We start from the raw sequence: 24,718 nt of genomic DNA, 5'->3' as shown, positions 1-24,718 counted from the left end.
GAACGGGAACGTACGTTAGCGTTCCGTTGGACTTCAAACCCCTATAACCAGCTAGGTGGCAGAACACGATTCACTCCTCTGACCAGTGGGTTGCACGTCCGCCGAGGCGTCGCGCCAGGCGCTGGATGTCGTCGATACCGGCAGAACGCAATGAAGGTTGGCGTTTATTGACTGCTAAGGCGGCATCGCAAGCGGCATTCCATGCTTTACCACGCTGGTGACGCAATGCACGCAGCGCTTCGATCAGCAGCTCCCGCTCATCATCGCTTAAACCTTCGACCGACGTCGTCTTGACCATGATCAGGACTCGCTCACGTCGCCATCTTCATAGGACAAGCTTTCGGGGTAGAGGGTTGTCAACTGGGACAAGGTTTCCTGCACCTGCTCCAGCGAGGTTATCAGGCTGTGCACCTGGTCTTCCAGATCGACGGCTAACTCGAACAGTTCGTCTACTCGGCTGCGTGATCCCTCGTTAAACACAGCCATCGCCAGTTGATGCAGCTTCAACAGGTCAGTGCGCAGCTGCGGCGGCCCGCCGTGCTCGCTGTCGTTCAGGTCGCAGCGCAGTACGTCCACGGCATCGACTGCACGCAGTAATGTGGCCGTCTCGAAGTTCTCTGGTGACAATTCGTCCCACTCTTCATCGGTGATGCTGATTGTCATGTTAGTCCCTCCCTTGTTCTGAGCAGAGTTCGGCATTCTACAGGGGCCAATTAACACACGCGGCTCGACTCCAGCGGACTGTCGGAAAATAGTTGATTTCCGGCGCTGCTGAGCCAAGCACGAAAACGGCACTCTTTCAGGGGTAAAGCGTATACGTAAAACCATGTCGGATAGACGAAGCAGCCGGAAACCTAGCTTCAGACCTTTTCCGACGGAATTTTCTGGGGTTCCGGCTTACACCCCCTTTTAGGCTCTATCCCGCGATCTTCAAACAGAGTTAAAGAGACCGTTTTAGACTGGGAGTGGTAAGAGGGGTTTGGGGAGCAATGGAACCGAAAACCAACGTAAGCACGAATTAGAGTTCGCTTTACTCGTATGTGACTGTTGATTGGAGAACTCTGATTGTCGAAACGAGTTTATCGAACCGCTTTTCGGATGTTTACGGTCCTTCCTGATGTTCGTTAAAGCGGTTTCATAAAACGGTGGTTTTATCGTACTCCCCAGACAGAGCGCTGGTTTGCGGGCAGGTACTGGGCTTAAGTGCGTTTACTGTTCCATTGCTCCCCGAACCCCAGGTCGCTGCCAGTCGAGTGGCGGCCAGCGGGCCCGGCGCTCGGCTGGCAGTGGCCAGGCTGGCCTCCGAAGCCAATTTGGTCTAAATGAAGTACGCTCACGCAGCCATTAAGGCGCATCACAGGAGTCTGAAATGAGTGAGCAATACGATCCCGAAGGCGTTTATGACGTCATCGAGCCAGAGGGGAGCAAGACCGGCGAGCTGCGCCAGGGCCGCTATTTTGAAACCACATGGGAAGTGGGTAAGGTTGAAGGCGATGTGTTTCATTACAACGGCAAGCCGGCTGGCAAGCTTGAAGGTTTGACGCTAACGCGTGACGATCCACCCGGCGCCAAATTGACTCAGTTCAAATTGGTGCGCCAAGAGTAACCGTGGTTTACCACTAACAAAAAGCCCCGCTACTGCAGGGCTTTTGCACGACCTGGCCGATCAGATCAGATCAGAATCTCGATACCGTGCTTTCCACGATGGCCAACTGCTTGATGGCCATGCCGCTTGGACGCTTATCGTCGGCTTGAGTTAAGGCATGAAAAAACCGCCTTCAGGCGGTTTGGGCGTCACACCAATTTATGGGCAGCGGGTAATGTGAACGGGTCGTGATCGCCGTAATCCACCAGCTTCACATGGCGTGCGCTTTCGTTGTACGTAAAGTGCAGAACCCAGTCCGACACCTCGTATGTGGCATTCGGATTTTTTGACGGCTTCCAGGTGGGGATACCAATGTGCGCATGCCAATACTTGTTGGCTTTGGCATCCGCCCTTCTGATCGCGGCATCTGGGTAGTGGTCTGGCACAATCCAGCTTGGTTTGATCTTGCCTTGCCAGCCGGATAGGCCATGGTCTTCACAATGTGTCCAGAAGGCGTCGATCTGATCGAGGTCTCGCTCGGGTAATTTGTCGTAAAGGTTACCAAAATAAACGCTCAGGCTAACGGTTAGCGACATTCGACAGCTGCTCACGCACAAAGCGACGACGCGCCTCTTTGGTTAATCCTTTAGGAACATGAATCTCGCCGCTGTCCAGGGACATGCGCATACGTTCCATGTTGTAAAAAACGGGCGCATCGAGGTCGTGCTCCGTTTTTTTGGGGGACATTTTCAGTTCGAATATCACGAGAACTCCTCGACCCGGCATTGGCAAGGTCATTTTGTTGCTGAGGATCGTGCGTCTGTCATAGATGACAATGACTCACTTGTACTCACTTGTAATTCACATTCTATGCCGTCCTATGCCAGTAGTCACTGGTTTGATCGCTGCACGTCGCTTTTATGGGCCCGCTGGGCTGCGAATAACAGACCCTATGTTAAATGGCCCCCCACACAGACAGCGCTCCTGGTTTGTTGGTGCTGATGGAAAATTGACCCACCCTGCCGATTGAAATTTGACCCAGGGCGGATTGCTGATTTCTATATCAGCAACTGTGGATAAGTCTATCAGCGCAGCTGCTTTAAAATCCCTTCCTTTCGATCGCCCCAAGTGGCGACTGAAGACCTGCCACATGTCGTCATGCAGCAGGCCATCCTTTCCCTAAAATCAAAACGGTTCGTCGTCCACCGGCTTCTGATCGTCCTTGCGTTTTCGCTCCCGTGATTTGATCTTTGCCTGAGCCGCCAAGCTGCTGTGTTGCAGGCGGTAGGACTCGTTGCCCGTTTCGACGATGTGGCAGTGGTGCGTAAGCCGATCCAGCAGGGCGGTGGTCATCTTGGCGTCGCCGAGCACGCGCGACCATTCTGCGAAGCTCAGGTTGGTCGTGATCACGACGCTGGTGTGCTCGTACAGCTTGGACAGCAGGTGAAAAAGCAGAGCACCGCCAGCCTGACTGAATGGCAAGTAACCCAGCTCATCGAGGATGACCAAGTCCATGCGCAGCAGTGCTTGGGCGATGCGCCCGGCTTTACCGTCATGCTTCTCGCGCTCCAGCAGATTGACCAGGTCAACCGTGGAGTAGAAGCGCACGCGCTTGCCGTGCAGAGTGATGCCGGACACGGCTAGCGCGGTGGCCAGGTGGGTCTTGCCGGTGCCCGGCCCGCCGATGAGTACCACGTTCTGTGCCGTGTCGGTGAAGGCCAGGCTGGCCAGTTCCCTGATCAGCCGTGCGTCGGCGCTGGAGGCGCTGAAGTCGAAGCCAGCCAGGTCACGGTGCATGGGCAGCTTGGCCATGTTCATTTGATGGCTCACCGAGCGCATGGCGCGATCCGCATGCTCCTGTTGCAGCAGGTGTTCGAGCAACCATTTCGAGGAGGCTAGGGCCGACTCACCCTGCGCCGTCAAGTCCGCCCAAGCATTGGCCATGCCGTGCAGGCGCAGCTCTTTGAGTTCTGCCATGAGATCACGCATGACGGATCTCCTCGACGCTGCCGCGTAAACGGTCGTAGCGCGCCGTGTTCGCGACAGGCGCTTCCTTGAGCTGCAAGTGAGTCTCGACGGAGGGCGGTGGCTCGGTCGCTGTCAGCCGCGCCACGACATTCAAGACGTGTTCGGCGCTCAGGGTGCCGGCTTCGAGTACCAGTTCAACGGCCACCAATACGGCATCGAGTCCGGCGACGGGTACGGCAGCCAGGACTTGCGCCATGATCCGGTCACCGCCGGCATGACGTGTCAGGCCGTGTTTGAGTTGCCGCAGTGGTGTTGGTAGATCCGCAAAAGGAGCGCCATTGCGCAGTGCGCCCGGCTTGCGCTCGATCAGCGGGATGTAGTGCTGCCAGTCATAGTTGACCTGGTCGCGATCCAGCAAGCGCGCGTGGCTGGCAATCAATACGTCATCAGCTACCACCTCGATCCGCGTCGGATACAGGCGGCAACTGAGCCACTTGCCGGCGTACTCACAGGGTACCGAGTAGCGGTTTCGTCCCATGCTGACCAGGCAGGTGCTGGAAACCCGCGCCGCACGCTCGACGTAACCGTCGAAGGGCGCGGGCATGGGCATCATTTCGGCCCGCTCCAACTCCAACACCTCAGCCACGCTCAGCCCGCTGTATTGCGGGTGCGGAAGCTCGCTCCAGAGTGCGCGGCAGCGCTGCCCGAGCCAGGCATTGAGTTCCTCGAAGGAGTGGAATTGACGGTCTTGGGCGTCCAGCCAGATACGCCTGCGACTGTCCTGCACGTTCTTTTCGACGATGCCCTTTTCCCAACCTGAGGCAACGTTGCAGAAATCCGGATCGAACAGGTAGTGCGCGCACATCACCGCGAAGCGCGCATTCACCGTGCGGCCTTTGCCCTTGTTGACCTTGTCGACGGCCGTCTTCATGTTGTCGTAAATGCCTCGGCGTGGCACGCCGCCTAAGGCGCTGAACGAGCGCGTATGCGCGTCGAACAGCATCTCGTGACCTTGGCTCGGATAAGCCACCAGCCAGAAGGCACGGCTCGCGCACAGCTTCAGGTGCGACACCTGCATGCGCCGGTAAATGCCGCCGATCAGCAAGCCTTCCTCGCTCCAGTCAAACTGAAACGCCTCGCCAAGGGCAAAGGTCAACGGCACAAAGGCGTGCGCTGCCTTGCCCTGATCCCCGCGCCAGGCACGGACAAACGCGGTGAGCTGGCTGTAGCCACCGTCATAACCCTCGGCTTTGATTTGTGCCAGCAGCGCCTTGGCACTGCGCCGTTGTTGCTTGGGACGCAGCGAGTCGGCTTTAAGCGCCTGCTCCAGCGTGCCGTGAAACGGACTCAGCTTGTTGAAAATGGCCCGGCGCAGGTACACCGGCTGCTTGGCTTCCGGCGCTCTGACCCACTTGCGAATGGTGTTGCGCGCCAATCCGGTGCGCTTGGCTATCTCATGCAACGACAGCTTGTCGCGGAAATACATCCGCCGAATTTTGCCCATCATTTCCATACTGATCACCCTGTGTTCTCCTGCTCATAAATTGAGCAGGAGCAGTTGAGCACCTGGGTCAGTTTTCGATCGGCAGAACAGCCTCTACTGGGTCAGTTTTCGGTCAGCGGCAACACTCCTGGTTGAAATGTGGGCCGGTCACGGCGACCAAGCCCCCCACTTCTGGCGTACCGCCACGTACACTCCTGGTTTTAGAATGATTATGCCGCTGCGCCGAACTCAGGAGCCCCACCCCATGCGCGACAAACGTACCGGTCGCCTTTTTTTCCTTGTTCATTTGCTGCAAGAACGTCATGGGTCTTACCCATTAGGTCGCCCGGCTTTCGTCACCTGGCTGAATGATCAGCTCGACCAATTGCCGGGCGATGACGGCATGGCCAAGCTCATCGACGATTACCCTGCCCACCTGGACGCCCTGGAGGTCTCGACATGAAAAAGGGGTCGTCTCAGAAAACGGAAAATAAAGCACGTTAAGCTCCAATTTCGCGCAGGTACTGGTACAACGTTTCGCGGCTGATGCCAAATTCACGGGCCAGCTTTGCCTTTTGCTCGCCGGCCTTGACGCGTTGCAGAAGTTCAGCGGCGCGTTCGGGCGAAAGCGCTTTCTTGCGGCCCCTGTATGCTCCGCGCTGTTTGGCGAGCGCGATGCCTTCCCTCTGTCGCTCGCGGATCAATGCTCGCTCGAACTCGGCGAACGCGCCCATGACCGACAACATCAAGTTTGCCATCGGCGAATCCTCACCGGTGAAGGTCAGGCATTCTTTGACGAACTCGATGCGCACACCGCGCCTGGTCAGCTTTTGCACAAGGCGGCGCAGGTCATCGAGGTTGCGGGCCAAGCGATCCATGCTGTGCACCACCACCGTATCTCCTTCGCGCACGAAGGCCAGCAGCGAGTCAAGTTCTGGGCGCTGGGTGTCCTTGCCCGATGCCTTGTCGGTGAATACCTTTCCGACTTCGACCTGTTCCAGTTGCCGCTTCGGGTTTTGGTCGAAGCTGCTGACCCGGACGTAGCCGATACGTTGACCTTGCAAGATGCCCCCAAACAGAAAAGTGTCAGGAATAAATCTATGACCTTGCGTAGCTTGTGTCAATAAATTAAGCGATGGAGTCTATCCGGACGTTTCTGGGTAGGCTGTCCTGACGTCAGGTTAGGGCATAGCTCAATATGACACATGGCTGCAAATCGCTAATTTTCCAACTATAAAGAGCTATGCTCTCAAGAAGCGGTTGCGCTAACCGATACAGTATAAATTGGGCCCCAAGTATTATTTTATTTGCACAAAGGTAATGATTATGTTTTTCAATAAAAACAAACAACTGCTGGACACAGAAAATAAGCTCTCAGAACTACAGCGGCAGCTTGATTCAATAAGTCGAAATGTCGCGGAAATCAGATTCAGGCCAGACGGGAGCGTAATCTATGCGAGCAATATCTTTCTAGAGATGCTTGGTTACAAACTCGAAGAAATAGCAGGGCAGCACCACAGAATTTTCTGCGAAAAGAATTATGCTAACACAGCTGATTATTCGCGCTTCTGGCAGAAATTGGCTGACGGCCATCTTCAATCAGGTTTATTTAGGCGGCTGCGCAAAGACGGTAACTTAGTATTGATTGAGGCTACTTATATTCCAGTTCAAAATCAAGATGGAAAAGTTATTGAAATCATTAAGATTGGCTCAGATGTCACTCAGAGAGAAAACGAGTTACTCTCACTAAGAGCCGTCCATGCAGCCATCTCCCGCTCGATGGCGGAGATCGAGTTCACACCTAACGGTGACATCCTGCATGCAAATGAGAATTTCCTCCGTGCTATGGGTTATCGCCTCAGCGATATCAAGGGTCGACACCACCGAATGTTCTGTTTCGATAATTTTTATCAAGAAAATCCAAATTTTTGGCAGAGTTTAAAGGGAGGAACTTTTTTAAGCGGGCAATTTGAGCGCAAGACCGCATCGGGAGAGACCATCTATCTTGAGGCCACCTACAACCCCGTCATTGATGAAGCCGGCCAGGTTGTGAAAGTGTTAAAATTTGCCACCGACGTCAGCTCGCAGAAGCATAAGGCTGATGAAATCCGTCAGGCCGCAGAGCTTTCCTTCACCACCGCCGAGGAGACATCTCAAATTTCCGTGCGGGGCATGGAGTCCCTTGCTAGTTCAATTGAACTATCTCAGGGTACATTTAATTTAATAAACGGTGCGGTTATTTCGATTACACAGCTAAATGCTCAGGCTAAAGATATCGAGAAAATTGTTACCATCATCCAAGGCGTGGCAGAACAAACTAACTTACTAGCACTTAACGCCGCAATTGAAGCTGCCCGAGCGGGTGAAATGGGCCGAGGCTTTGCTGTAGTAGCCGACGAGGTTCGTCAGTTGGCAGCTCGAACTAGCAGTGCCACCGTGGAAATCCAGAATGTGGTAACTGCTAACGGAAAGCTTACTCAGCAACTGAATATAGATATGAACAGCATCGCTAGAAGCGCCGAAGAAAACAACGATCAGATCGCAACTGTAACAACTATTATGCGTGAAATCAGTGACGGTGCAGACCATGTTGCCCGTACCGTATCGACGTTGTTCAAAGACAATAGCTAGTGTCCAGTTTTAGGCAAAATCAGGATCGGAACTTCGAGCCGCAGCGCTACAGAGCCAGAAGCCCAAACTTGGTGACGGCCATCGTGCTATGGAACACGATGTATCTGGAGTGCATCACTTGGGGCTGGTCGAGGCTGGCAAGTCGGTGGGCGGCGAGCTGCTGCAATACCTATTGCCGCTGGGCTGGGAGCACATCAACCTGACTGGCGATTACGTCTGGCGGCAGAGCCGCAGGCTGGAGATCGGGAAGTTCAGGCCGCTACGATTGCCCGGAAAACCTTAGCGTACGATTTTTTCCGAATTCTGCGGGCTCCCCTATCACCAGCTACGCTCGACCATCGCCCAAGTCGGTGGGAAGAAGGAATTGACCGGCCGCACCGACATCGAAATCGAGATCAGCAACCAGTGCGCCAGGCTGATCGGCAACGCGATCATCTTCTACAACTCGGCGATCCTGTCCCTGCTGCTGACGAAGTACGAGGCAGCTGGCAATGCCAAGGCGCTGGCGTTGATCACGCAGATGTCGCCAGCGGCCTGGCGGCACATCCTGCTGAACGGGCATTACACCTTCCAGACTGACGGCAAGTTCATCGACCTGGATGCGCTCGTGGCGGGACTGGAGCTGGGCTGACGGAAATTTCTGGGATTCCGGCGTACAACCCCAGATCAGACCATCCCTAACGGTTGTACCGGCGTCGGTGTGCGAAACATAGAGAATGGCTACCTACAAGCCCTGTATATCTGTACACTAACGCAAATGCACAGACATCTGCGGGGCGCACTTCATGCGATTCACTGACACTAAGAGCGAAACCTTGAACCTACGAGTATCCCCAGCCTTCAAGCTGGCCTTGAAGGAAGCCGCCGACCACGAGCAACGGAGTATGGTTAACATGCTGGAAGTACTACTCGGGGAGTATTGCGACCGCAAGGGCATCATACCCGCAGTCCAGCCGGACTCGACGTCTCCCGCCCATACGCGAGCACGTGCTGGCAGTAAGGGCCATGTTGGAGCCGCAACATGACTTTCCGCTACATCGGTTCGAAGTCCAGGCTCATCGACCAAATCATCGGCTACATCGGCCCGCCAAAAAAGGGTGCCTTTTTTGTGGACGCCTTCTGCGGAACGGGTGTGGTGGCAGAGGCCGCCGCAGCACTAGGCTGGAACGTGCGCATCAACGATAACCTGCACTCGGCGGTGATCTCCGCCGGAGCACGGCTGATCAGCCAAGAGCAAGCTGCGTTCAAGAAGCTAGGTGGTTACTCCAAGGCCATATCCACACTCAACGCGGCTACGCCTAGACATGGCTTTATGTGGCGTGAATACAGTCCAGCTTCGCTTGAATCGTGCGGCATTGAGCGTCGGTACTTCACCGAAGAGAATGCGGCGCGGATCGATGCCATGCGGTCCCAGATCGGAGATTGGAGCCAGGCGGGCACCATCGATGAAGCCGAACAACGGCTATTGATCGCAGACCTCTTTGGCGCCCTTAACCGTGTTGCCAATATTGCAGGCACGTTTGGTTGCTTCCTCTCTAAATGGACCAATCAATCCCAAGATAAGATCGCTATGCGGTGCAGAGAGCTAAAATCCAGCAGCGTTTGCGTTGAGGCGACGGTGGGTGATGTGTTCGACGTATCCAATTGCGCCCAAGACCTAGTGTACTTGGACCCTCCATACACTAAGCGTCAGTACGCCAGCTACTACCACATTCTTGAAACTGTGGCCCTCGGAGATGAACCCGAGGTGGAGGGCGTTGCGGGCCTGCGGCCTTGGAAGGACCGAGCTTCGGACTTCTGCTACAAGACCCGCGCTCTCCAAACGCTTTCGCGTCTAGTGCATGGTTTGAAAGCTGAGAAAGTGCTGCTCTCATATAGTAGTGAAGGGCATATATCTATGCCGGACATGAAAGCCGAACTCTCCAAGATCGGGAAGTCCACAATGCACCCCCTGGGAGCTATCGGTCGCTATCGACCCAATAAGGTAGCAAGTAGCGCGGCATCTGATGTTAACGAATTCTTAGTGGTGGTGGAGCGACCATTCATGCAACCGTCTAAGGTCGAAAGTAAGTTTGTCAAAGCTACTGAGTCCCTCCTCGTCGAGGGCTATGCATGAGTGCTCCTCGGCCCGTGGAAGCGGAATACCTAGCCCCAGCAGAGGCGGCCCTCACTAGGGCTGTGGGCGGTGCACATGGTCCTGCGAGCTTTGAGCTCAGACTCCAAGTGTTGGAGGCGGCCTCGGCGCGCTTTGGCGGGTTCGACCTAGGGGACTTTCAGGAAGCCTTTGGGGTGCACAGCAAGAAGCCAACAGCTGAGCTCTTGGAGCTAGCGGCTCCTGTGGTAAGCGCTATTGAGTCTTCGCCGATCCACCATGCTTTGGCCCTAAGTGCTTTGGCGCGTGAGGCTTTGCATGAACAGGATAGAAAGAATACGGGGGCTTATCACACTGACTTTCGCTTGGCGACAAGACTGGCGCAGCTTGCAGCGCCCAAGCTGACACACAACAGCAGAGTGATTGATCCCGCAAGTGGGGCGGGGATTTTGCTTGCTGCATTGACCCATACCGTCTGCGGAATGGATCGAGCAAAGGCTGCGCATTGGCTCGCTCATGGTGTATGTGCTGCGGATCTATCGGTCAACTCCCTGCGTGCGGCCTTGTTGAGTCTGGCGTCGTTCACGGACGATGTTGCGGCACTCAAAGCGATGCGGGCCCGTTGGTATTGCGGCGACAGCCTGATGGCGGACTCTAAGGTCTGGGCTAGCATGGCTCCCGGAGGCTTCGATGCGGTCATTGGCAATCCGCCCTGGGAGAAGGTCAAGCTCTCTCGACACGAATTCTTGAAGTCCTCGGGCACCCAGCGACATTACGGTGCCCAGATTCATGGGCTCGATGAAGAGCGTTTTGCGGCTCAGCGTGATGAGGTCGTTAACTACTCTCGGCGGCTACTGGCACGGTACCCCGACTTGGGCAATGGCGAGCCAGACCTCTACATTGCCTTTACGGACCTTTTCTTTGAGCTATGCAAAGAGCAAGGCATCGTAGCCGCACTCATCCCTGGGGGCCTCATACGCTCGCAGGGCACCCAAGCTATGCGTCAGAAGATCTTCCACGCCAGCCAGAGCGTTTCCTTGTCGATCATAGACAATCGCGCTCGGTTCTTCGCTATCGATACGCGCTTTAAGTTCTTAGCCATCGTCTTAGTGAAGGCGGGTATCGAAAAGAGTAAGCGCGAGCCAATCCAACTGCTGCACGAGCGTGGTACGCCTACAGCCTTGGAGACGACCGGCAGCACAACCATCGGTCGTGCTGCACTGGCAGCCGTAAGGCCTGACCTCAGTCTGCCTGAAGTCCGTAGCGTTGCCGAGTGGAAGCTCTTTTCCAAGATCTCTGAAGCTGGCACTTCATGGGACGAGCCGGGTTGCGGCTGGACCCCGAAGTTCTGCCGGGAGGTCGACATGACCAAGGAGCGGCCTAAGTTCATGGGGCGTGCGACGGCTGGGGCACTGCCTCTGGTTGAGGGCCGGATGGTTCAGACTCACCGCTTTGGCGTGAAGGGGCATATCTCGGGAACCGGCCGCAGCGCTGTGTGGGAAGCCTACCCCATTGGTGGCTCACGCCTCTCACCGCAGTTTTGGATTCGTCCCGAGGACATGCCTCTAGGCAACCAGCATCGAACAGACTTGCTGCGGGTGGGTTTTTGCGACATCGCGGGCCAGACCAACGAGCGTTCCCTTATGGCCGCCTTGATCCCACCAGGCGTAATCTGTGGCAACAAGGTGCCCACAATCCTCTTTCCTGAGGATACTTCCGAAGAACGGCTTCAAGTCTGGACGGCTATTGCCAACAGCTTCGCCTTTGATTGGATGCTAAGGCGAGTTCTCACTACGACGGTGAACTATTTCCTGCTACAAAGCGTTCCGCTGCCCAAACTGGCGAAGAATGGACTTCCTTGGATGAAGCTAGTAAGCGCAACACGCGAACTGCAAACGCTAGATAAAGCAGGGAGTACAAGTGCGACCTATGAGCGCATGGCGCAACTCCGAGGCGAGATTGATACCGAGGTTGCGGTGGCTTATGGGCTCGATTTGAACGACATGGAGTTGGTGCTCCACGATTTTCCGATTTTGGATCGGGGCCAAATCGCATTGCCTACGGAGTCTAAATCCACGATCACCCGAGATAGCGTCTTGGCAGCGATGGCAAAGCGCACGGGAATTCGATCTACTGAGTGGCAGCGCCGTGCGGTTGAGGCACGTGCGTTGGGGGCGAGAGCTTACGTGCCCTCAGAGCTCGCCCTAGGTGGCGAAGTAACCGAAGAAAAAGGAACCAGAAGTAATGGCTAACGAGGCAGGGCAGGTAGCCCGCATCCTCTATAAGGAACTTGTAGAAGGCGATTTGCGAAAACTTCAAGCGAAGTCCAATGACGCAGATACGGGCGGTGGGGCTCGGGATTTCCGTTTTGGCTCTTACAAAACGCTGCTGCCTGTTATTAAGCAGATGTTCCCGCAAATCGTCAAAGAGAACCGTAAGCGCGGCGGACAGATCGTGCAAATCGACGTGTTCAAGGGGGCCTTCTATTGGCTCGACGCAAACGGGGTTGCCCAGAACAAGGACGCCTTCTTCGAGCCGCCTACTGATGTGCGACCCCAAGAAGGACGCATTTCCAGGGTGCACGAGTACCCTTGTTTTGACGCGAGCAATGTCAAGATCGGCGTGGGGAATCGAGTACTGCTTTTGCTAATCCAACTGGATGACGGCTCTGTGTGGCCGTACTACGCAGAAGAAAGGTCCTTGCGGACACCTCTTGCTTGGCACGCCGTGGTTGCCAAGGAGCTTCTGAACTGCATGGACGCCGAACGCCCTGTGAATCAAGCGGTGATCGGGTATCGAGACTTCGTCAACCCGGGCAGATACTGCAATGGCAAGTGAAGAATGCAAACAGGCCTTAAAGCTTCTGGCCCGTTCTCGAAACGTCCTAATCTCTGGGCCGCCTGGCACAGGCAAATCGAAACTGCTCTCAGAGGTTGCGTTGGCCTTTGAGACGGCCTTTGGAGTTGTAACCGCAGGCGGGCTGCCCAAGCTAAACCCCAAGGGGGGTATACCAATTCCACCTGCGGTAGGAAGAGCCGAAAAGGACATACCCGCGCCTACCATGACCGACCGCAAGGTCTTTCGCACGGTGTTCCACCAGAACTCAAAATACCGCGATTTCTTATCGGGCATCACGCCAGCGGTCAATAAGGGGGCGGGGGGGCCTGATTTCGTCATAGTCAAGGGCACGCTCTACCGTGCCAGTGAGCATGCTAAGTCTGCCAATGGAGCAGCCTTGCTCATCATCGATGAGATCAACCGTGGGCCTGCCGTACAGGTATTTGGCGGTGCCATCGTGGCGATTGAGTCTGACAAACGTCTAGCACCTGATGGGTCTAAACGAGCCGAGACCCAATACTTTGAAGTACTCGATCCGAGCTCTGGCGATGTGGTCGAATACGCATTACCGCACGACCTATACATCCTGGCTGCGATGAACCAAGCAGATGCCTCGGTGGAGCCACTGGATGTGGCCTTCTTACGGCGCTGGGAGCCGCTGCGACTAGAGCCGGATGAAGAGGCTCTAAGAAGCTATTACGAGCTAGGAGCGAAGGATGCCAACGTTTTACTCAATGCACCTGCCGCTGTGTCTGATGCCTTGGAGACTTCCGTAAGGGCGTGGGTTGCGGTTAACGAGCAAATTGCTCTGGGCCGTGGCCCTGAATTTCAAATCGGCCACGGGGTGCTCATGTCGCACATTAAGCCGCAGACACTGCCCTTGTCTGAGGCATTAAGCACGCTATGTGTGGGCTGGGCCAAGGTGCGAGCGCACGTCGAGGAGGTCTTCTTCGGGGACACCCGTGGGATCGCCGCAGCACTGAATGCGTTGGATGGGCCCGCTTTTAACCCTTTCAAACTCACAGAAACAACCTTTGCGGATGATCTTCGGTTCAGGCTTGAGGGTCCGACGAACTTCAATGAAACCAACATCTATCCCGCCTTAAGGGCCTTTGCTAGGGAGTAGCGTGTGGCTCACAACCGAATACGGTTTTCGCTTGTCGAGTACGGCGCGCCAGTTGATCTGAGCCGCGAAATTAGTGCGGCCATTGGGATGGATCGCACTAAGGCCAACAGTCTCTTGACGGATGCAGGCAACCGCGCTGCTTCGAGCTTAGGGCTTAAGTACAATCCTATCAGCGTGGACGCCAAGGGGGTACGCGCCATCGATTTTGCAGGTCTTATCAGGCTAGCCCCCTCATTGGAACTAGAAGTGGCGCCCAAGTTCTTAGGACTCGATGACGCCGACGCCGCCTGGCGAGAAGACTTCTTCTTTCTGTCCACCCTCTCACGACACGGGCGGCTGCTCGCTGCCGAGAGCCTGTCGGCCTCTGGTGGCACTCCTCGTGACCTCTCCACTTTGGTAGCCCGATCGATCACGAGCATGTACGAGGCACGCCAGCGCCGGCCATTGCGCAGCTATCGCAGAGTTAAGGAGGTGGACTTCTTCATCGATGGAGATCCCGATCCTGTAGATCTCATCTTTCCATCGCCCGATGGCTTCGAACAAGATCTCATCCGATTTGATCGACGCAACGGATGGAATGCAGACATCGTGGCTGCAGCCAGGGAGTTATTGCCCGAAGTAAGCGATCCTTCGGCTGCAAGCTCTCTAGTCCGCCTGATCGAGGACCTTTCGCCGCAAAGCGCCCCAGCTAATCGTCGAAAGGCCATCCCCGCGAGGCACAGGGCTTGGAAGCCTCTACACGAGCTCTCTCTCGACGTACTTGCAGGCCTAGGGATGAACTACAAGCAGGGTCAGGCTCATGCACCTGGATACCTTGTGGCAACTTGGCGCGTGTGGGAAGACTTGCTGACTGTAGCTGCGCGACTTGCCTTTGGTCGCTCTGCCGTGGTTACGCAAAAGGGCTTCACCCTAGGCTCCAAAACCAAGATAAGTACCGGAACCGTGAGCAAGATGTCAGTCTTTCCTGACATTGTAATCGAGGCTTATGGTGCGATACCCAGGATGATTTTGGACGCCAAATACAAAGGTCATGTGGAGCGCGGGCAACTTCGCATTTCCGAAGCGGATATCTACGAGGCTATGGCCTTTTCTAAAGCCACGGGCTGCAATCTGGTAGTGCTCGCTTACCCTGCCCTACCCGGCGACGAGCCGCAACCTGTGGGCACTTGTACTGTATTTGAAAGGGCCCAAGTAGATATGGTGGAAATAGTGGGAATTCAGATCGAGACCCGGCTCATTTCCAAGACTGGGGCGCTAAGAAAATTTGCCACCAATCTGGCCGCTGGGGTATCTGCCGCCTTCGCCTAACGTCGTGGGAAAATTGCGGGTGCCGGGGTAGAATGTCAGAACGGTCTTTTGCTCCTTCGCAGAAACCTAGAAACCCGCAAGCATTGCCGTGCTGCGGGTTTCGTCGTTTCAGGCTGGATAATTGCAAGGACTTGGGTCGCGGTAGGGATGGCAGTTACCCTTGTTACTTCGGGCAGCTTTACGTACACGGGGTTCGGGGAGCAATGGAACAGTAAACGCACTTAAGCCCAGTACCTGCCCGCAAACCAGCGCTCTGTCTGGGGAGTACGATAAAACCACCGTTTTATGAAACCGCTTTAACGAACATCAGGAAGGACCGTAAACATCCGAAAAGCGGTTCGATAAACTCGTTTCGACAATCAGAGTTCTCCAATCAACAGTCACATACGAGTAAAGCGAACTCTAATTCGTGCTTACGTTGGTTTTCGGTTCCATTGCTCCCCAAACCCCTAAGACACACTGTAGATCCAGGGCGACCCGCAGTGCCTGCCTGGTGCGGTCTGATCGGTCGGCGGCGCCGCTTCCCGGGCTGGCTTTTACGGAAAAAAAACGGTCAAACACCGCTAAATCCGCGATTTTCCATCTATAGATTTATCTCTTTACTAACCATATTAATGCACCTATTATGGAGTGGCTCCAGGCGGCAACCTGGCAGGCTAACCAGATGGGAGTTAGTGATTATGGCTAGATCGAGGCAGAGCCATGCGACGAAAAGAACGACTTACCCCGCAGGACTTCGACACCCTCAAGGATCATATGGGGTCACGTTGGAAGGCTGCGAACATCGAGGCTGTACGGCGGGTGATGGTCGAGGGCTGCAAGCAGAAAGACATTGCAGCAGACCTGGGCGTCACTGAAAAAGCCGTATCTCAGATGGTGAAGAAAGCATACGACTTGCACCAGGAACACGGGACGGTGCCGGTGGGTTGGGTATCGGTTTATGCGACTCTCCCCCCCGACCTGGCCGAACTGGTCAAGACCATGGAACAACAAGCGCGGGCAACCTTGAGTAGAGGTAAGCAATGAACCTACCACGCCGGTTTAAACAGAAAGCATGGGCGAACCAGAAGGGCGGCAGCGGGAAATCCATGCTGTCTTACAACGATGCGTTTTACCTGGCCGAGAGCGGGTATCGCACTCTTTACCTGGACGGCGACGAGCAGGGCAACGGTAGCAAGCCGCTGGGCGAGTATGCCGTACCTGGTATGAAATCGTCTGACCTGTTCCAGGAGACGCCGCTAGAGCCTATCGCCCTGGTCGAGGGGCAGAACCTCTATGTGTTGATGGCAGACAAGCCTGGCTTGATTAAAGCCGAGCGCAGCGCCCTGGATGACGACGAAATGGTAGACCTGGTGCGAGCCCAAATCGCCCGGATCGCTCGCGACTTCGACTATGTGGTAGTCGATACCGCAGGCTCTAACAGCCGCATTGCCAACTCGCTTTTGGTCAGCAGTGATTATGTGGCGATCCCGTGCCGGATCGACTCCTACAGCATCGACGTGGCCAAAGATGTGCTTACCCGGATTGCGTTTATCCAGCAGGAATGGAACCCCCAGTTGGTGAGCTTTGGCATTGTGCCCAATGAGTTCGACGCGACCCAGCCCGCGCAAATTGAGTGGTTAAAGCAACTCATGACCCATTATCGCAAGCACTTGTTTGGCGGGTACGTGAGGAAAAGCGGGGCCTACAAGGAAGCCGCGGCTGAAGGCGTGCCAGTGTGGCGTCTAGAGGACGAGAAAGGCCGTGTGAAGACCGCCGCCCGTACAGCGGGCAAAGAAGTGCGGGTAGTTTTTGAAATGATGCACAAGCAGATGGAGCAGGCGAATGGCTAAGAAATTGGATCTATTGGGGCTGGCAAATTTCGAACCGACCCCGGCCCCTGCCCCGGCCGCAGCGGGGGAAGATGGCCAGGTGATCGAGGTTGCGGTTGATGACGTGATCCCGGACCCCGGCCAACCGCGTAAAAAGTTCGACCAGGTGAAGCTGCAAAAGCTCGCAGAGGTCATTAAAGCCAGCCGACTTAACCAGCCGGTAACAGTACGACCAAAAAATGCCGATGGGAAATACGTCATTGGTTTGGGCGAACGCCGGTGGCGCGCCTGCAAACTTGCTGGCCTGGCCACGATACCGGTTCGCATCAGCGAGCAAATCGACTGCTACGACCAGGTAACGGAGAACACCGAGCAGGAGCCGCTTACCGTCATGGAGGAAGCGCGGTTTATCGCCTGGCGGGTGAAGGAAGGCGACAAAAAATCGCTCATTGCCAAACGGCTTGGAATGCGCCCGGACACCGTGTCGCAACTTTTGGCGCTGGCCACCGCGCCGGACTTTATCCAGGTACTTGGCGATGACAAGGCAGTCGGCGGGCGTACGCTCTATGAGCTTGTACAGGCGCACAAAGAGTTTCCCGCCGAGGTCGAGCGGTACGCCCAGGGCGAGGAAATCACCCGCGCAGGCGTAGGCCGATTGCTGGAGCAGTTGCGCAGTCGTGAGGCAGAAGCAGCGGCCCAGGCCCTGGCATTAGAACAGGCCAAGGCGCAGGCCGCTCAGAACCCAGGTGATGCGCCACCTAACGAAGAAACCAAACCGCCTCGACAGGAGGGCGACCGCGACAAGGAACGCCCGCTAGACCTGGAGAACCCCAACCAGGCACCGGCAGGGCCAGCGCAGCCTGCGGCAGCGGCGCCCAACCAGGCGACCAGCCAAGGCAGTACGACTGTAAAAGTCCTGCTTAACGGGCGGGCGGCTACCTTGGCCCCTGCTGGTTTAGTCCAGGTTGTTTATGCTGATACCGGGGAGATTGTCGAAGTCGAATTGTCGACCGTGCAAATCGTCGGCGTGGAGGACATTGGAAATGAAAGCTCATGATGCGGTAACAGGATCTGCGCGACTGGCGGCGTTCTCGCTGCTATCGCTTGTCCGCCCCGTGGTTGTCGGCCTGCTGGAAATCATCGCGGCAATGTCGCTGTTTGGTTTCCTTGCCTGCGCCCTGTTTGGGCAATGGTTTGTCTTCACGGTCATGCTGGTGACCGGCTTACTGGCCACGGCCTTGTGCTGGAGCTATGACGCGCTGTTAAGCCGCCTGGTGCCGTTCAATTACGGCCTGCTGTCTGACGGCTAAAAGGGACGCAACAGGGGGCCGCATGTGCGGCCTCTTTTGCTAATAGTTACCCTAACACATATATGTGTTAGGTAATGGCTGCTGGCGTGATCAAACCCCGACCACCACCGGCGCAGGGGAAAAAGCTGGCTTCTACGGAAAGAAAAATTCAGGGGCGGGTTCATCCTTTACGGGCGGCAGCGTCGGCAGCTTCTTTTGCGCGGTCGTCGTACTCCTCGCGGTAGCGCTCGCGGATGGTGTTCATCTCAACCACCAGGACGCCGATTTGCGGAGCTACAGCCGCTTCAAATGCCGCCAGGTCATCGGCGCTAGTCTCCGACTTAGCCGCCGCCGTTCGACCTGGTGTGCCAAACGCCGCCAGGGCGGCCCGAAAGTCTACCCCGCGACCTAGCAGCCGTTCACATAGGTGTTCGGCCACAGTTGGGGTTATGTCCAGGCCTTCGGATTGCGCCAGTTCCAGGGTAGCAAACAGCAAGCCCCGCTTGCAGCGCTTGTGCGCTGCCGAGCATCGCGCTCCGCAACGCCCGGCCATACTACGCAGCTCACCCACGCCGCTATCCAGGCGGAACACAAAGGATTGCAGCAGCTCAACATAGGCCGCCGATATTTCCGCCTCATAGGCCGCCAGTAGTGCCGCGTGTTCAACAATGCGCATGTTCTGCCCCTTTGCCTGGTGATTAGTATTAGCCTAACACATATATGTTTTAGGCTAAGATTAATTGATGCGCTCGCGCCGCGTCGGCCAGCCAGGCCGCCACTATTTCGGCTCGACCTCGGCAAATCGCTGTGAGCATTCGCCGCAGATCAAATTTAGGCCAGGCTTTGCCCATACGTTTATTTCACAGGCGCAACTGTACTTCGCCCGAGTTTGTTTGGTCGGCGCCGGAGCCGCAGTTGTATCTGGACCCAATAGGTTTGCGGGGTCTACGCCTTCGACGGTCCCGTCAAGCGCAGCCTGCAATGCGGCTGGGTCAACGTGGCGCCATGGGTGGTGGTCTAACCAGGTGATCCGGTAGGAAGTGGCCAACAGCTTATCAAGTGCCTGTTCAAACACCCCGCCTTCAATGGCGTAGTCCGCCATGCGTTCGCCGGTTTGCTTGCCCCCAGGTTTTCCGGTGTCGCTTGGCATCAAGCCCACGGCTTTCATTTTGTCGCCCCACTCGCGGTTATGGTAACGACGACGCCCCGGCTTGCCGAAATGGTGCTGCCACAGATGCACCATTTCATGGACGACCGTTTGCATGATTTCCTTTAAGGACACCACGCCGAAATACGCCGGGTTCAGCGCGATTTCATCGGTGAATGACTTGTCCACCTGGTTTATGAATCTCCCTGCCGAGAAGTAACCGTAGGTTTTCTTTTCACGTTGGAGGGTGATTAGACAGGTCGGCAACTGACCGCCAAACAGCTCCGCATTGAAGTGCGCGTAAGCCCGGTCAAGTTCGTCATATGCGTCTTTTGTAGGGATCATGGCCAATCTCACTTTGGATTGTACAAACCAATTATATCAACTTTGGTTTGCACAATCCAATATTTTTGGTTTGTACAATCCAAAATAAAACTTTGCCATGACAAAGTTTCTGCTGGTCTCGGGCTGGTCAAAAAGCCAGGTCAAGAGCGCCCCCACCGGCCCGCCTGCCCTCGATTCGGAACGGTGGAGCGTGTTCCTCACCCTACGGCCCTTCGGCCTTCGGGCGGCGCTTCGCTTGTCATCGGGCGGGCCGGTGGGGGCAGATCAAAGGCCAAAGCAAGAGCACGGCGCCGACCTGGTGAAGCACGCCCGGAATTTGTTTTCCGTAGCAGCCTAGGGCCTCGAATCCGCCGCCCCGGTTTCTGGTTTGTACAATCCAAAAAATGGTGCAGGCGGCGCAGATTCGGCCAGCCACGCTTTGCGTGGCAGAAGCCTGGGCCGCGATTGCCACTTCTACGTTTCCGTAGAAGTGGATGCCCTTTTTGCCATGGCAAAAAGAGGCTTGGTGTAGGAGCTGAAGGCAGGATAGACTGTCGTCGGCAAGGTGTGCCACCTAGCCAGGTCCTCAAGCGCGTTGCGCTTTGCGGTCCTCGTTCGCAAGCGAACTGCGGGAGTTGTGAAATGCCTTCTACCAAGCCGCGCCTTGTGGCCCGTGTTGATGAAAAGACTAAGGCGGCTTTCGATGAACGAGCCGCGACACTGCGATTAACTAGCTCCGGATTGCTGGAGCAGGTTGTTGCCGCTTTCTTGCAGATGGACCCACCAAAGGCGGGCCAGCTAGAAACGCCAGAGCCTGGCTCCACCAAGGGGCGCCAGAAAATAGATACGAGGCTATCCCCGAAAGAGGTTGAAGCCCTGGATGCCCTATCCCAGGAAATGGGCTGGTCCAGGTCCAAATACCTCGCGCAGCTATTCCGGGTTCACCTTTCAGGAGAACCACGGTTCAGCGAAAAAGAAATGCTGGAGCTGCGCCAGGTGACAATGCAGCTCGGCGCCATAGGCCGGAACATTAACCAAATCGCTCGCGCCTTGAACGTCAGCTTGGATAATGCAAACCAGGCGCACGCGGTTCAGTGGGAAGTGATGCACAAGGTCATTGACGTTCACCGTAAATACGTCAAAGCCCTTGTTAAAGGTAATCTGGACTATTGGGGGGTGAACGATGGCGACGAGTAATGCGGGCGGTTTTTCACGCGACGAAGAACACAGCATCGAATTTGCTTTCGGGCACAAGCGCCCAAAAGGGCAGCGGCTAAAGCTCGGGAAGGGTGGGGCAAAAGCTCAGGCTTGGCGCACTGTTACGAAAGCCCCCGAAGTAATCGTGCGTGTGTCAGGTGGCGGTAAAACAGCCCAACACGTAAAAGCCCACTTCGACTATATATCGCGCAAAGGGCAGCTTGAAATGGTCACGGACCAGGGCGAGGTGGTCCGTGGGAAAGACCAGGTGGCCGACCTGTTCGACTCTTGGGATATGGACCTTTCAAAAGGGCAGGGCGAGAATCGCCAAGCATTCAACGTGGTGCTGTCGATGCCTGCCGGTACCGATCCACAGAAGGTTTTAGCAGCAGCCCAGGGCTTTGCCAGAGAAACCCTCTATGGCAAGCATCAATATGCGATGGTTCTTCATACGCCGGAAACCGACCCCCACAAAGACGCGCCACCCCATCCGCATGTTCACTTGATTATCAAGGCCGAGGGCTACAACGGTAAGCGCCTGCATATACGCAAAGCGACCCTGCAAGCCTGGCGTGAGACGTTCGCCGAACAGCTAAGGGATAGGGGCATCGAGGCGAACGCAACGCCGAGGGCGGTCCGAGGCATCACCCAAAAGAGCAAAAGCGCAGCTATCTATCACCTGGAGAAACGCGGTGATTCAGACGTGCATGCGGCTAAAGTGAAAGAGGCTCTGGAGGAGTTGAAGACGGGCACCCAGGAGTTGAAGCCTTGGGAAAAGGCCATTATCAACCGGCGTCAGAAAACCCTTCGGGAAATGCTCCAGGCGGCACAGACCTACGAGGCAGAAGGCGACAAAGATTTAGCCGAGGCTATCCGAAAGCACGCAGCATCAATGCCACGGCCAGAAACTGAACGGCACACGATTAAAAAGGCCCTGGTCCAGGAGTTGAAGCAAAACCGCGACAAGACCCAGGGTAAGGACCAGGACGCACCCGAGCGCGAAGAAAAGGACAGATAACGATAATGCACTTTCTGTCATGACAGTTATGTGTTATCTGTATTGTGTGATTCTGCTAGTAACCAATCTCCTTGGAGGTGGCATGAAACCAAAATTGAGCATCGGCCAGGCCCTATTGGCTTGGGTCAATATGATTGCAGGAGCGGGGACGCTCTGCATTAGCCTGTGGGCCTTTCTGGCAACCCTCACAGACCTGGAATTGAAACTGACCGCCTACTATCTCTTTGGCATAGCATTCGGCGCTTTCTTCATGCGTAGCGGCTTCCGTAAGCTTTGGCCGCGACCATCACAACCAGAATCACGCTCGGAGGTGGAACATGAAACCCCGCAATAAGATTGTCCTTCATTACACCGATGATGTTCGCACCCTATTAGCAGTTGAGTGCGACGGCGGGTTAAGCGTCGAGGTGTTTGGTGATGGGGATAACGGCAGCTATGAGTGGCGTCTAGTAGCCGATAACGGCCTGGTAGAGCAGCATTCCGATTGTGGCTATGGGATACCTGCCCTGGCTTTGCGCGACGGTCTCATTGCTTACTATGGACCGCCTGAACACAATGCAGATCATGTGGATCTACGCACGCCAACAAGCCTCAACAGCGCTTCTACGGAAAGAAAATGACCGCCGAGTTTGATTATTTGAAGGGTCGCAAAGACCAGGAGTTGCGCCTTTGGCATTCGTTGTTTAACGACGATAAGGCAGCCTGGTACCGGCCTGAGTTTCAACATGCAAGCTTGCGCAAGCATGCTGAGGTGCTGAACCGGTTTGGCATCATTGACGGTCCCGAACTGATCGAGCTTAACGAATTGGCCGACGCCCGTTATGGCCACGCCATCGAACAAATGGAAAGCCGCTTGGAGAGTTCCCACCATGAACAATGAACAAGACGAATACATAACAGTCCAGGTCAAGGCTGTCTCGAAAGAGGACGCCATAAAACGCCTGGCAGTGTGGCAGATGAAAGGCTATGACAACCTGCTTGAAGTAGTCCGCATGTTTGACCAGGACGACGGCAGCGTTACCGTTGGGTTCATGGATTACTCTTTTGGCGAGGCTCTATTTTTCGTCCCGGAACACATGAACCGTACATATAAAAAGAAGCAGCACGCATTGGGTGCCGTAGGGGCGCTGTTTGACGAGTTGACTAAGTGGAATGCCCTAATGGATGAGATCCACGCCGCCATACCTCAACAAGCAAATTCGTAGGGGCAATCATATGGCTACCGCGAATGATCTTGCACCCCTGGTAGAAATAGATCCCGCCACCCTGGACGAATTGAAGCGCAACGCCGACCGCTATCAGTGGCTACGCGCTCGCGCAGTCCGTGTTCAAGGCAGCGATGTATGGTATTCCGGGGCTGCCCTGGACATTCGCGTAGACGTAGGCCGCGACCACGTAGCAGAACAAGCAGTATCGCGGGCGTCAGATCCATACCCAGCACGCCGGGGGAAATAATGGGCCATTCTGAATACTTCTATTTCATTGACCCCCGCGCTGGGGTTGATGGTGTCGAGTGGGGCGCGTCTACACGCGCCCAGGCGGAACAGCTCGCACGGACTAAGGGGTATTCAGGGCCGGTCCACATTCGTATCACCGCGTACCCCCGCAAGCCCTCCCAAGCGGTACTGGATGAACGGTCGATGCGCGAGCGTTGCGGTTACGCAGACGACGAACTCACCTGGTAACACCCCCTTACCGGCTTATCAAATACTCTACTCATATGAGGTTTCGATAAGGCTCCGCGTGATTTATCATTTGCCGGTGAAAACCTAGTCAAATGATAGATTATCGCTCACCTTGTGTTTCGGACCTCAAATGATAAACAGCCAGTGCCGCCTATACCTTCGCGCAAGCACCAAAGACCAGGATGAAGAACGAGCCCTGTTCGCCCTGGAACAGTTCGCGGCACAGCGCGGACTTGTCATCGTAGCCACCTACGCCGATACCATTTCCGGCACCAAGCTAGAGCGTCCCGAGCTTCGTCGGCTACTTGACGAGGCCGCCCAGGGCGACGTGTTGTTGTGCGAGAGCGTAGACAGACTATCCAGGTTGACGCACACGGATTGGCGCCGCCTACGGCAGATGATCGAGGACAAGGGTATGCGCCTGGTGGTTGCGGATCTGCCGACCACCCACATGCTTATCGGTGGGAACGACATAACCGGTCAGTTCTTGACCATCATCAACGACCTATTGCTAGACCTCATGGCCACCCAGGCGCGCATTGACCAGGAGAAGCGCGTGGAGCGGATACGGGAGGGCCTGGCCAACAAGAGGCGCCGAGGGGAGAAGGTCGGCGGACGTGGCCGCAACCAGGAAAAATGGGCTGCTATCGAGCGACGGCTGAAAGAGAACCTGGCCATGGCAGACATTGCCAAGTTATGCGACGTGGGGATAGCTACGGTCTATCGAGTCCGGGCAGAACTCAACAAAAAATCAATTATTGTATGACCAGATATTAGGTATTTGCATTAACACTTATGGCAAAAGTGTCGTATCATAAATGCGTATTCTGTTAGGAGACGCATCTATGAACCGCGCAAAAGCTCAGCTCTTTAACGTCCTGGACGCGAGTGGCCAGGTGATCTACCAGGGCACTATAAACGGTTGCTCCCACTGGGTCGATTTGCACGCACGCGGCAAGGTCAGCGTAGAGCGTGTGCGTCGCAACTTCCGCAAGAAGGAGGCAGCCCATGCCTACTAACCAGGTAGCAGCGGTCATAGAGCGCGTGAAGGGCACCCGCGTTTGTGACCTGGCCCAACTCCTTTCCGAAGACGTGCAAGCCTTTTGCACGTTCCAGCCATCGCGATTCCTTGATAGCTTGCAGTTTGCGTTCAACCAGGCCAAGGACCATCGGCCAGGGGCGCATGGGCCGAGAAAGGATCATTGACAGCCTCATG

Annotated in this window: 30 protein-coding genes and 3 pseudogenes; 24 read left to right on the top strand and 9 right to left on the bottom strand. The window is 55.7% G+C overall.

All coding sequences use genetic code 11. The features are described from left to right. Positions 1 to 70 precede the first annotated feature (70 nt). Both ACW9JC_RS09210 and ACW9JC_RS09205 read right to left on the bottom strand, forming a co-directional pair. The gene (locus tag ACW9JC_RS09210) at positions 71 to 298 is read right to left on the bottom strand and encodes a hypothetical protein (RefSeq protein ID WP_048402762.1); all 228 of its coding nucleotides are present in this window, start codon (positions 296 to 298) and stop codon (positions 71 to 73) included. 2 nt (positions 299 to 300) lie between these two features. After that, positions 301 to 663: a hypothetical protein gene (locus tag ACW9JC_RS09205; RefSeq protein ID WP_048402760.1), complete on the bottom strand. Its 363-nt coding sequence runs from the start codon at positions 661 to 663 to the stop codon at positions 301 to 303. Positions 664 to 1,369: 706 nt separating this feature from the next. Between ACW9JC_RS09205 and ACW9JC_RS09200 the strand changes: the two genes are divergently transcribed. Next, on the top strand, positions 1,370 to 1,606 hold the full coding sequence (locus ACW9JC_RS09200) for a hypothetical protein (RefSeq protein ID WP_048402754.1): 237 nt from the start codon (positions 1,370 to 1,372) through the stop codon (positions 1,604 to 1,606). Between the two features lie 188 nt (positions 1,607 to 1,794). On the opposite strand, the gene ACW9JC_RS09195 is transcribed toward ACW9JC_RS09200, so the two are convergent. From ACW9JC_RS09195 to istA, 4 genes are all read right to left on the bottom strand, one after another. After that, the gene (locus tag ACW9JC_RS09195) at positions 1,795 to 2,181 is read right to left on the bottom strand and encodes a hypothetical protein (RefSeq protein WP_108184858.1); all 387 of its coding nucleotides are present in this window, start codon (positions 2,179 to 2,181) and stop codon (positions 1,795 to 1,797) included. Then, a complete protein-coding gene (locus ACW9JC_RS09190; RefSeq protein ID WP_048402749.1) occupies positions 2,165 to 2,350 on the bottom strand; it encodes a hypothetical protein in 186 nt (61 codons plus the stop codon). Before ACW9JC_RS09190 ends, ACW9JC_RS09195 begins: the two co-directional genes overlap by 17 nt. Before the next feature lie 420 nt (positions 2,351 to 2,770). Continuing rightward, the gene (gene istB, locus ACW9JC_RS09185) at positions 2,771 to 3,574 is read right to left on the bottom strand and encodes an IS21-like element ISPst3 family helper ATPase IstB (RefSeq protein WP_003117254.1); all 804 of its coding nucleotides are present in this window, start codon (positions 3,572 to 3,574) and stop codon (positions 2,771 to 2,773) included. Then, entirely contained in the window at positions 3,567 to 5,066 is a 1,500-nt protein-coding gene (gene istA, locus ACW9JC_RS09180; protein WP_126543471.1) for an IS21 family transposase, read from the bottom strand. The genes istB and istA overlap by 8 nt, the downstream gene beginning before the upstream one ends. Positions 5,067 to 5,301: 235 nt before the next feature. Here istA and ACW9JC_RS09175 point away from each other — a divergent pair, with 235 nt between their 5' ends. Further along, complete coding sequence (locus ACW9JC_RS09175) at positions 5,302 to 5,499, top strand: hypothetical protein (RefSeq protein ID WP_108184860.1); 198 nt, start codon at positions 5,302 to 5,304, stop codon at positions 5,497 to 5,499. 37 nt (positions 5,500 to 5,536) lie between these two features. Here ACW9JC_RS09175 and ACW9JC_RS09170 read toward each other — a convergent pair whose 3' ends face one another. After that, positions 5,537 to 6,100: a recombinase family protein gene (locus ACW9JC_RS09170; protein ID WP_019334898.1), complete on the bottom strand. Its 564-nt coding sequence runs from the start codon at positions 6,098 to 6,100 to the stop codon at positions 5,537 to 5,539. A 256-nt stretch (positions 6,101 to 6,356) separates the two neighbouring features. On the opposite strand from ACW9JC_RS09170, the pseudogene ACW9JC_RS09165 reads away from it, so the two are divergent. The 13 genes and pseudogenes from ACW9JC_RS09165 to ACW9JC_RS09105 form a co-directional block, all read left to right on the top strand. Next, positions 6,357 to 7,121 (top strand): annotated as a pseudogene (locus ACW9JC_RS09165) (PAS domain-containing protein); the annotation flags it as partial. An 87-nt stretch (positions 7,122 to 7,208) separates the two neighbouring features. Continuing rightward, positions 7,209 to 7,667 (top strand): methyl-accepting chemotaxis protein, encoded by a 459-nt coding sequence (locus ACW9JC_RS09160; RefSeq protein WP_275941885.1) that lies wholly within the window; start codon positions 7,209 to 7,211, stop codon positions 7,665 to 7,667. A 20-nt stretch (positions 7,668 to 7,687) separates the two neighbouring features. After that, a pseudogene (locus ACW9JC_RS09155) lies at positions 7,688 to 7,950 on the top strand (Tn3 family transposase); the annotation flags it as partial. A 33-nt stretch (positions 7,951 to 7,983) separates the two neighbouring features. Further along, a pseudogene (locus ACW9JC_RS09150) lies at positions 7,984 to 8,298 on the top strand (Tn3 family transposase); the annotation flags it as partial. A 390-nt stretch (positions 8,299 to 8,688) separates the two neighbouring features. Next, positions 8,689 to 9,783: a DNA adenine methylase gene (locus ACW9JC_RS09145; RefSeq protein ID WP_153355428.1), complete on the top strand. Its 1,095-nt coding sequence runs from the start codon at positions 8,689 to 8,691 to the stop codon at positions 9,781 to 9,783. Between the two features lie 173 nt (positions 9,784 to 9,956). Then, positions 9,957 to 12,011, top strand: coding sequence for an Eco57I restriction-modification methylase domain-containing protein (locus tag ACW9JC_RS09140; RefSeq protein ID WP_260456093.1), 2,055 nt, complete (start codon positions 9,957 to 9,959; stop codon positions 12,009 to 12,011). After that, on the top strand, positions 12,004 to 12,597 hold the full coding sequence (locus tag ACW9JC_RS09135; protein ID WP_153355424.1) for a hypothetical protein: 594 nt from the start codon (positions 12,004 to 12,006) through the stop codon (positions 12,595 to 12,597). The genes ACW9JC_RS09140 and ACW9JC_RS09135 overlap by 8 nt, the downstream gene beginning before the upstream one ends. Positions 12,598 to 12,820: 223 nt before the next feature. Beyond that, positions 12,821 to 13,723: an AAA family ATPase gene (locus tag ACW9JC_RS09130; RefSeq protein WP_233086232.1), complete on the top strand. Its 903-nt coding sequence runs from the start codon at positions 12,821 to 12,823 to the stop codon at positions 13,721 to 13,723. 3 nt (positions 13,724 to 13,726) lie between these two features. Beyond that, positions 13,727 to 15,031, top strand: coding sequence for a 5-methylcytosine restriction system specificity protein McrC (locus tag ACW9JC_RS09125; RefSeq protein ID WP_169906924.1), 1,305 nt, complete (start codon positions 13,727 to 13,729; stop codon positions 15,029 to 15,031). Between the two features lie 702 nt (positions 15,032 to 15,733). Then, positions 15,734 to 16,057 (top strand): TrfB-related DNA-binding protein, encoded by a 324-nt coding sequence (locus ACW9JC_RS09120; protein WP_457454764.1) that lies wholly within the window; start codon positions 15,734 to 15,736, stop codon positions 16,055 to 16,057. Next, on the top strand, positions 16,054 to 16,863 hold the full coding sequence (locus ACW9JC_RS09115; protein ID WP_457454763.1) for a ParA family protein: 810 nt from the start codon (positions 16,054 to 16,056) through the stop codon (positions 16,861 to 16,863). Before ACW9JC_RS09120 ends, ACW9JC_RS09115 begins: the two co-directional genes overlap by 4 nt. After that, positions 16,856 to 17,899: a ParB/RepB/Spo0J family partition protein gene (locus ACW9JC_RS09110; protein ID WP_457454761.1), complete on the top strand. Its 1,044-nt coding sequence runs from the start codon at positions 16,856 to 16,858 to the stop codon at positions 17,897 to 17,899. Before ACW9JC_RS09115 ends, ACW9JC_RS09110 begins: the two co-directional genes overlap by 8 nt. Further along, positions 17,886 to 18,152, top strand: a complete 267-nt coding sequence (locus ACW9JC_RS09105) for a hypothetical protein (RefSeq protein WP_393923056.1) — start codon at positions 17,886 to 17,888, stop codon at positions 18,150 to 18,152. The genes ACW9JC_RS09110 and ACW9JC_RS09105 overlap by 14 nt, the downstream gene beginning before the upstream one ends. A gap of 160 nt (positions 18,153 to 18,312) precedes the next feature. On the opposite strand, the gene ACW9JC_RS09100 is transcribed toward ACW9JC_RS09105, so the two are convergent. Beyond that, the gene (locus tag ACW9JC_RS09100; RefSeq protein WP_457454760.1) at positions 18,313 to 18,807 is read right to left on the bottom strand and encodes a hypothetical protein; all 495 of its coding nucleotides are present in this window, start codon (positions 18,805 to 18,807) and stop codon (positions 18,313 to 18,315) included. Positions 18,808 to 18,909: 102 nt separating this feature from the next. Beyond that, on the bottom strand, positions 18,910 to 19,623 hold the full coding sequence (locus ACW9JC_RS09095; protein ID WP_393923058.1) for a SprT-like domain-containing protein: 714 nt from the start codon (positions 19,621 to 19,623) through the stop codon (positions 18,910 to 18,912). A 621-nt stretch (positions 19,624 to 20,244) separates the two neighbouring features. Here ACW9JC_RS09095 and ACW9JC_RS09090 point away from each other — a divergent pair. The 9 genes from ACW9JC_RS09090 (at position 20,245) to ACW9JC_RS09050 (ending at position 24,708) form a co-directional block, all read left to right on the top strand. Then, positions 20,245 to 20,799, top strand: coding sequence for a plasmid mobilization protein (locus tag ACW9JC_RS09090; protein ID WP_457454758.1), 555 nt, complete (start codon positions 20,245 to 20,247; stop codon positions 20,797 to 20,799). Continuing rightward, a complete protein-coding gene (locus ACW9JC_RS09085) occupies positions 20,786 to 21,817 on the top strand; it encodes a relaxase/mobilization nuclease domain-containing protein (protein WP_393923060.1) in 1,032 nt (343 codons plus the stop codon). Before ACW9JC_RS09090 ends, ACW9JC_RS09085 begins: the two co-directional genes overlap by 14 nt. Before the next feature lie 82 nt (positions 21,818 to 21,899). Next, a complete protein-coding gene (locus tag ACW9JC_RS09080) occupies positions 21,900 to 22,151 on the top strand; it encodes a hypothetical protein (RefSeq protein ID WP_393923061.1) in 252 nt (83 codons plus the stop codon). Further along, positions 22,135 to 22,437, top strand: coding sequence for a hypothetical protein (locus ACW9JC_RS09075; protein WP_393923062.1), 303 nt, complete (start codon positions 22,135 to 22,137; stop codon positions 22,435 to 22,437). Before ACW9JC_RS09080 ends, ACW9JC_RS09075 begins: the two co-directional genes overlap by 17 nt. Then, a complete protein-coding gene (locus tag ACW9JC_RS09070) occupies positions 22,434 to 22,697 on the top strand; it encodes a hypothetical protein (RefSeq protein WP_457454756.1) in 264 nt (87 codons plus the stop codon). Before ACW9JC_RS09075 ends, ACW9JC_RS09070 begins: the two co-directional genes overlap by 4 nt. Continuing rightward, positions 22,687 to 23,022, top strand: a complete 336-nt coding sequence (locus tag ACW9JC_RS09065) for a hypothetical protein (RefSeq protein ID WP_393923064.1) — start codon at positions 22,687 to 22,689, stop codon at positions 23,020 to 23,022. Before ACW9JC_RS09070 ends, ACW9JC_RS09065 begins: the two co-directional genes overlap by 11 nt. A gap of 610 nt (positions 23,023 to 23,632) precedes the next feature. Beyond that, positions 23,633 to 24,268: a recombinase family protein gene (locus tag ACW9JC_RS09060; protein ID WP_393923066.1), complete on the top strand. Its 636-nt coding sequence runs from the start codon at positions 23,633 to 23,635 to the stop codon at positions 24,266 to 24,268. 79 nt (positions 24,269 to 24,347) lie between these two features. Further along, a complete protein-coding gene (locus ACW9JC_RS09055; RefSeq protein ID WP_393923067.1) occupies positions 24,348 to 24,521 on the top strand; it encodes a hypothetical protein in 174 nt (57 codons plus the stop codon). Then, positions 24,511 to 24,708: a hypothetical protein gene (locus ACW9JC_RS09050; protein WP_457454754.1), complete on the top strand. Its 198-nt coding sequence runs from the start codon at positions 24,511 to 24,513 to the stop codon at positions 24,706 to 24,708. Before ACW9JC_RS09055 ends, ACW9JC_RS09050 begins: the two co-directional genes overlap by 11 nt. The last annotated feature ends 10 nt before the right edge of the window (positions 24,709 to 24,718 follow it).

The sequence above is a fragment of the Pseudomonas sp. SDO5591_S426 genome (genome assembly GCF_054070755.1).
This window is presented reverse-complemented; position numbering and strand designations above follow the sequence as displayed.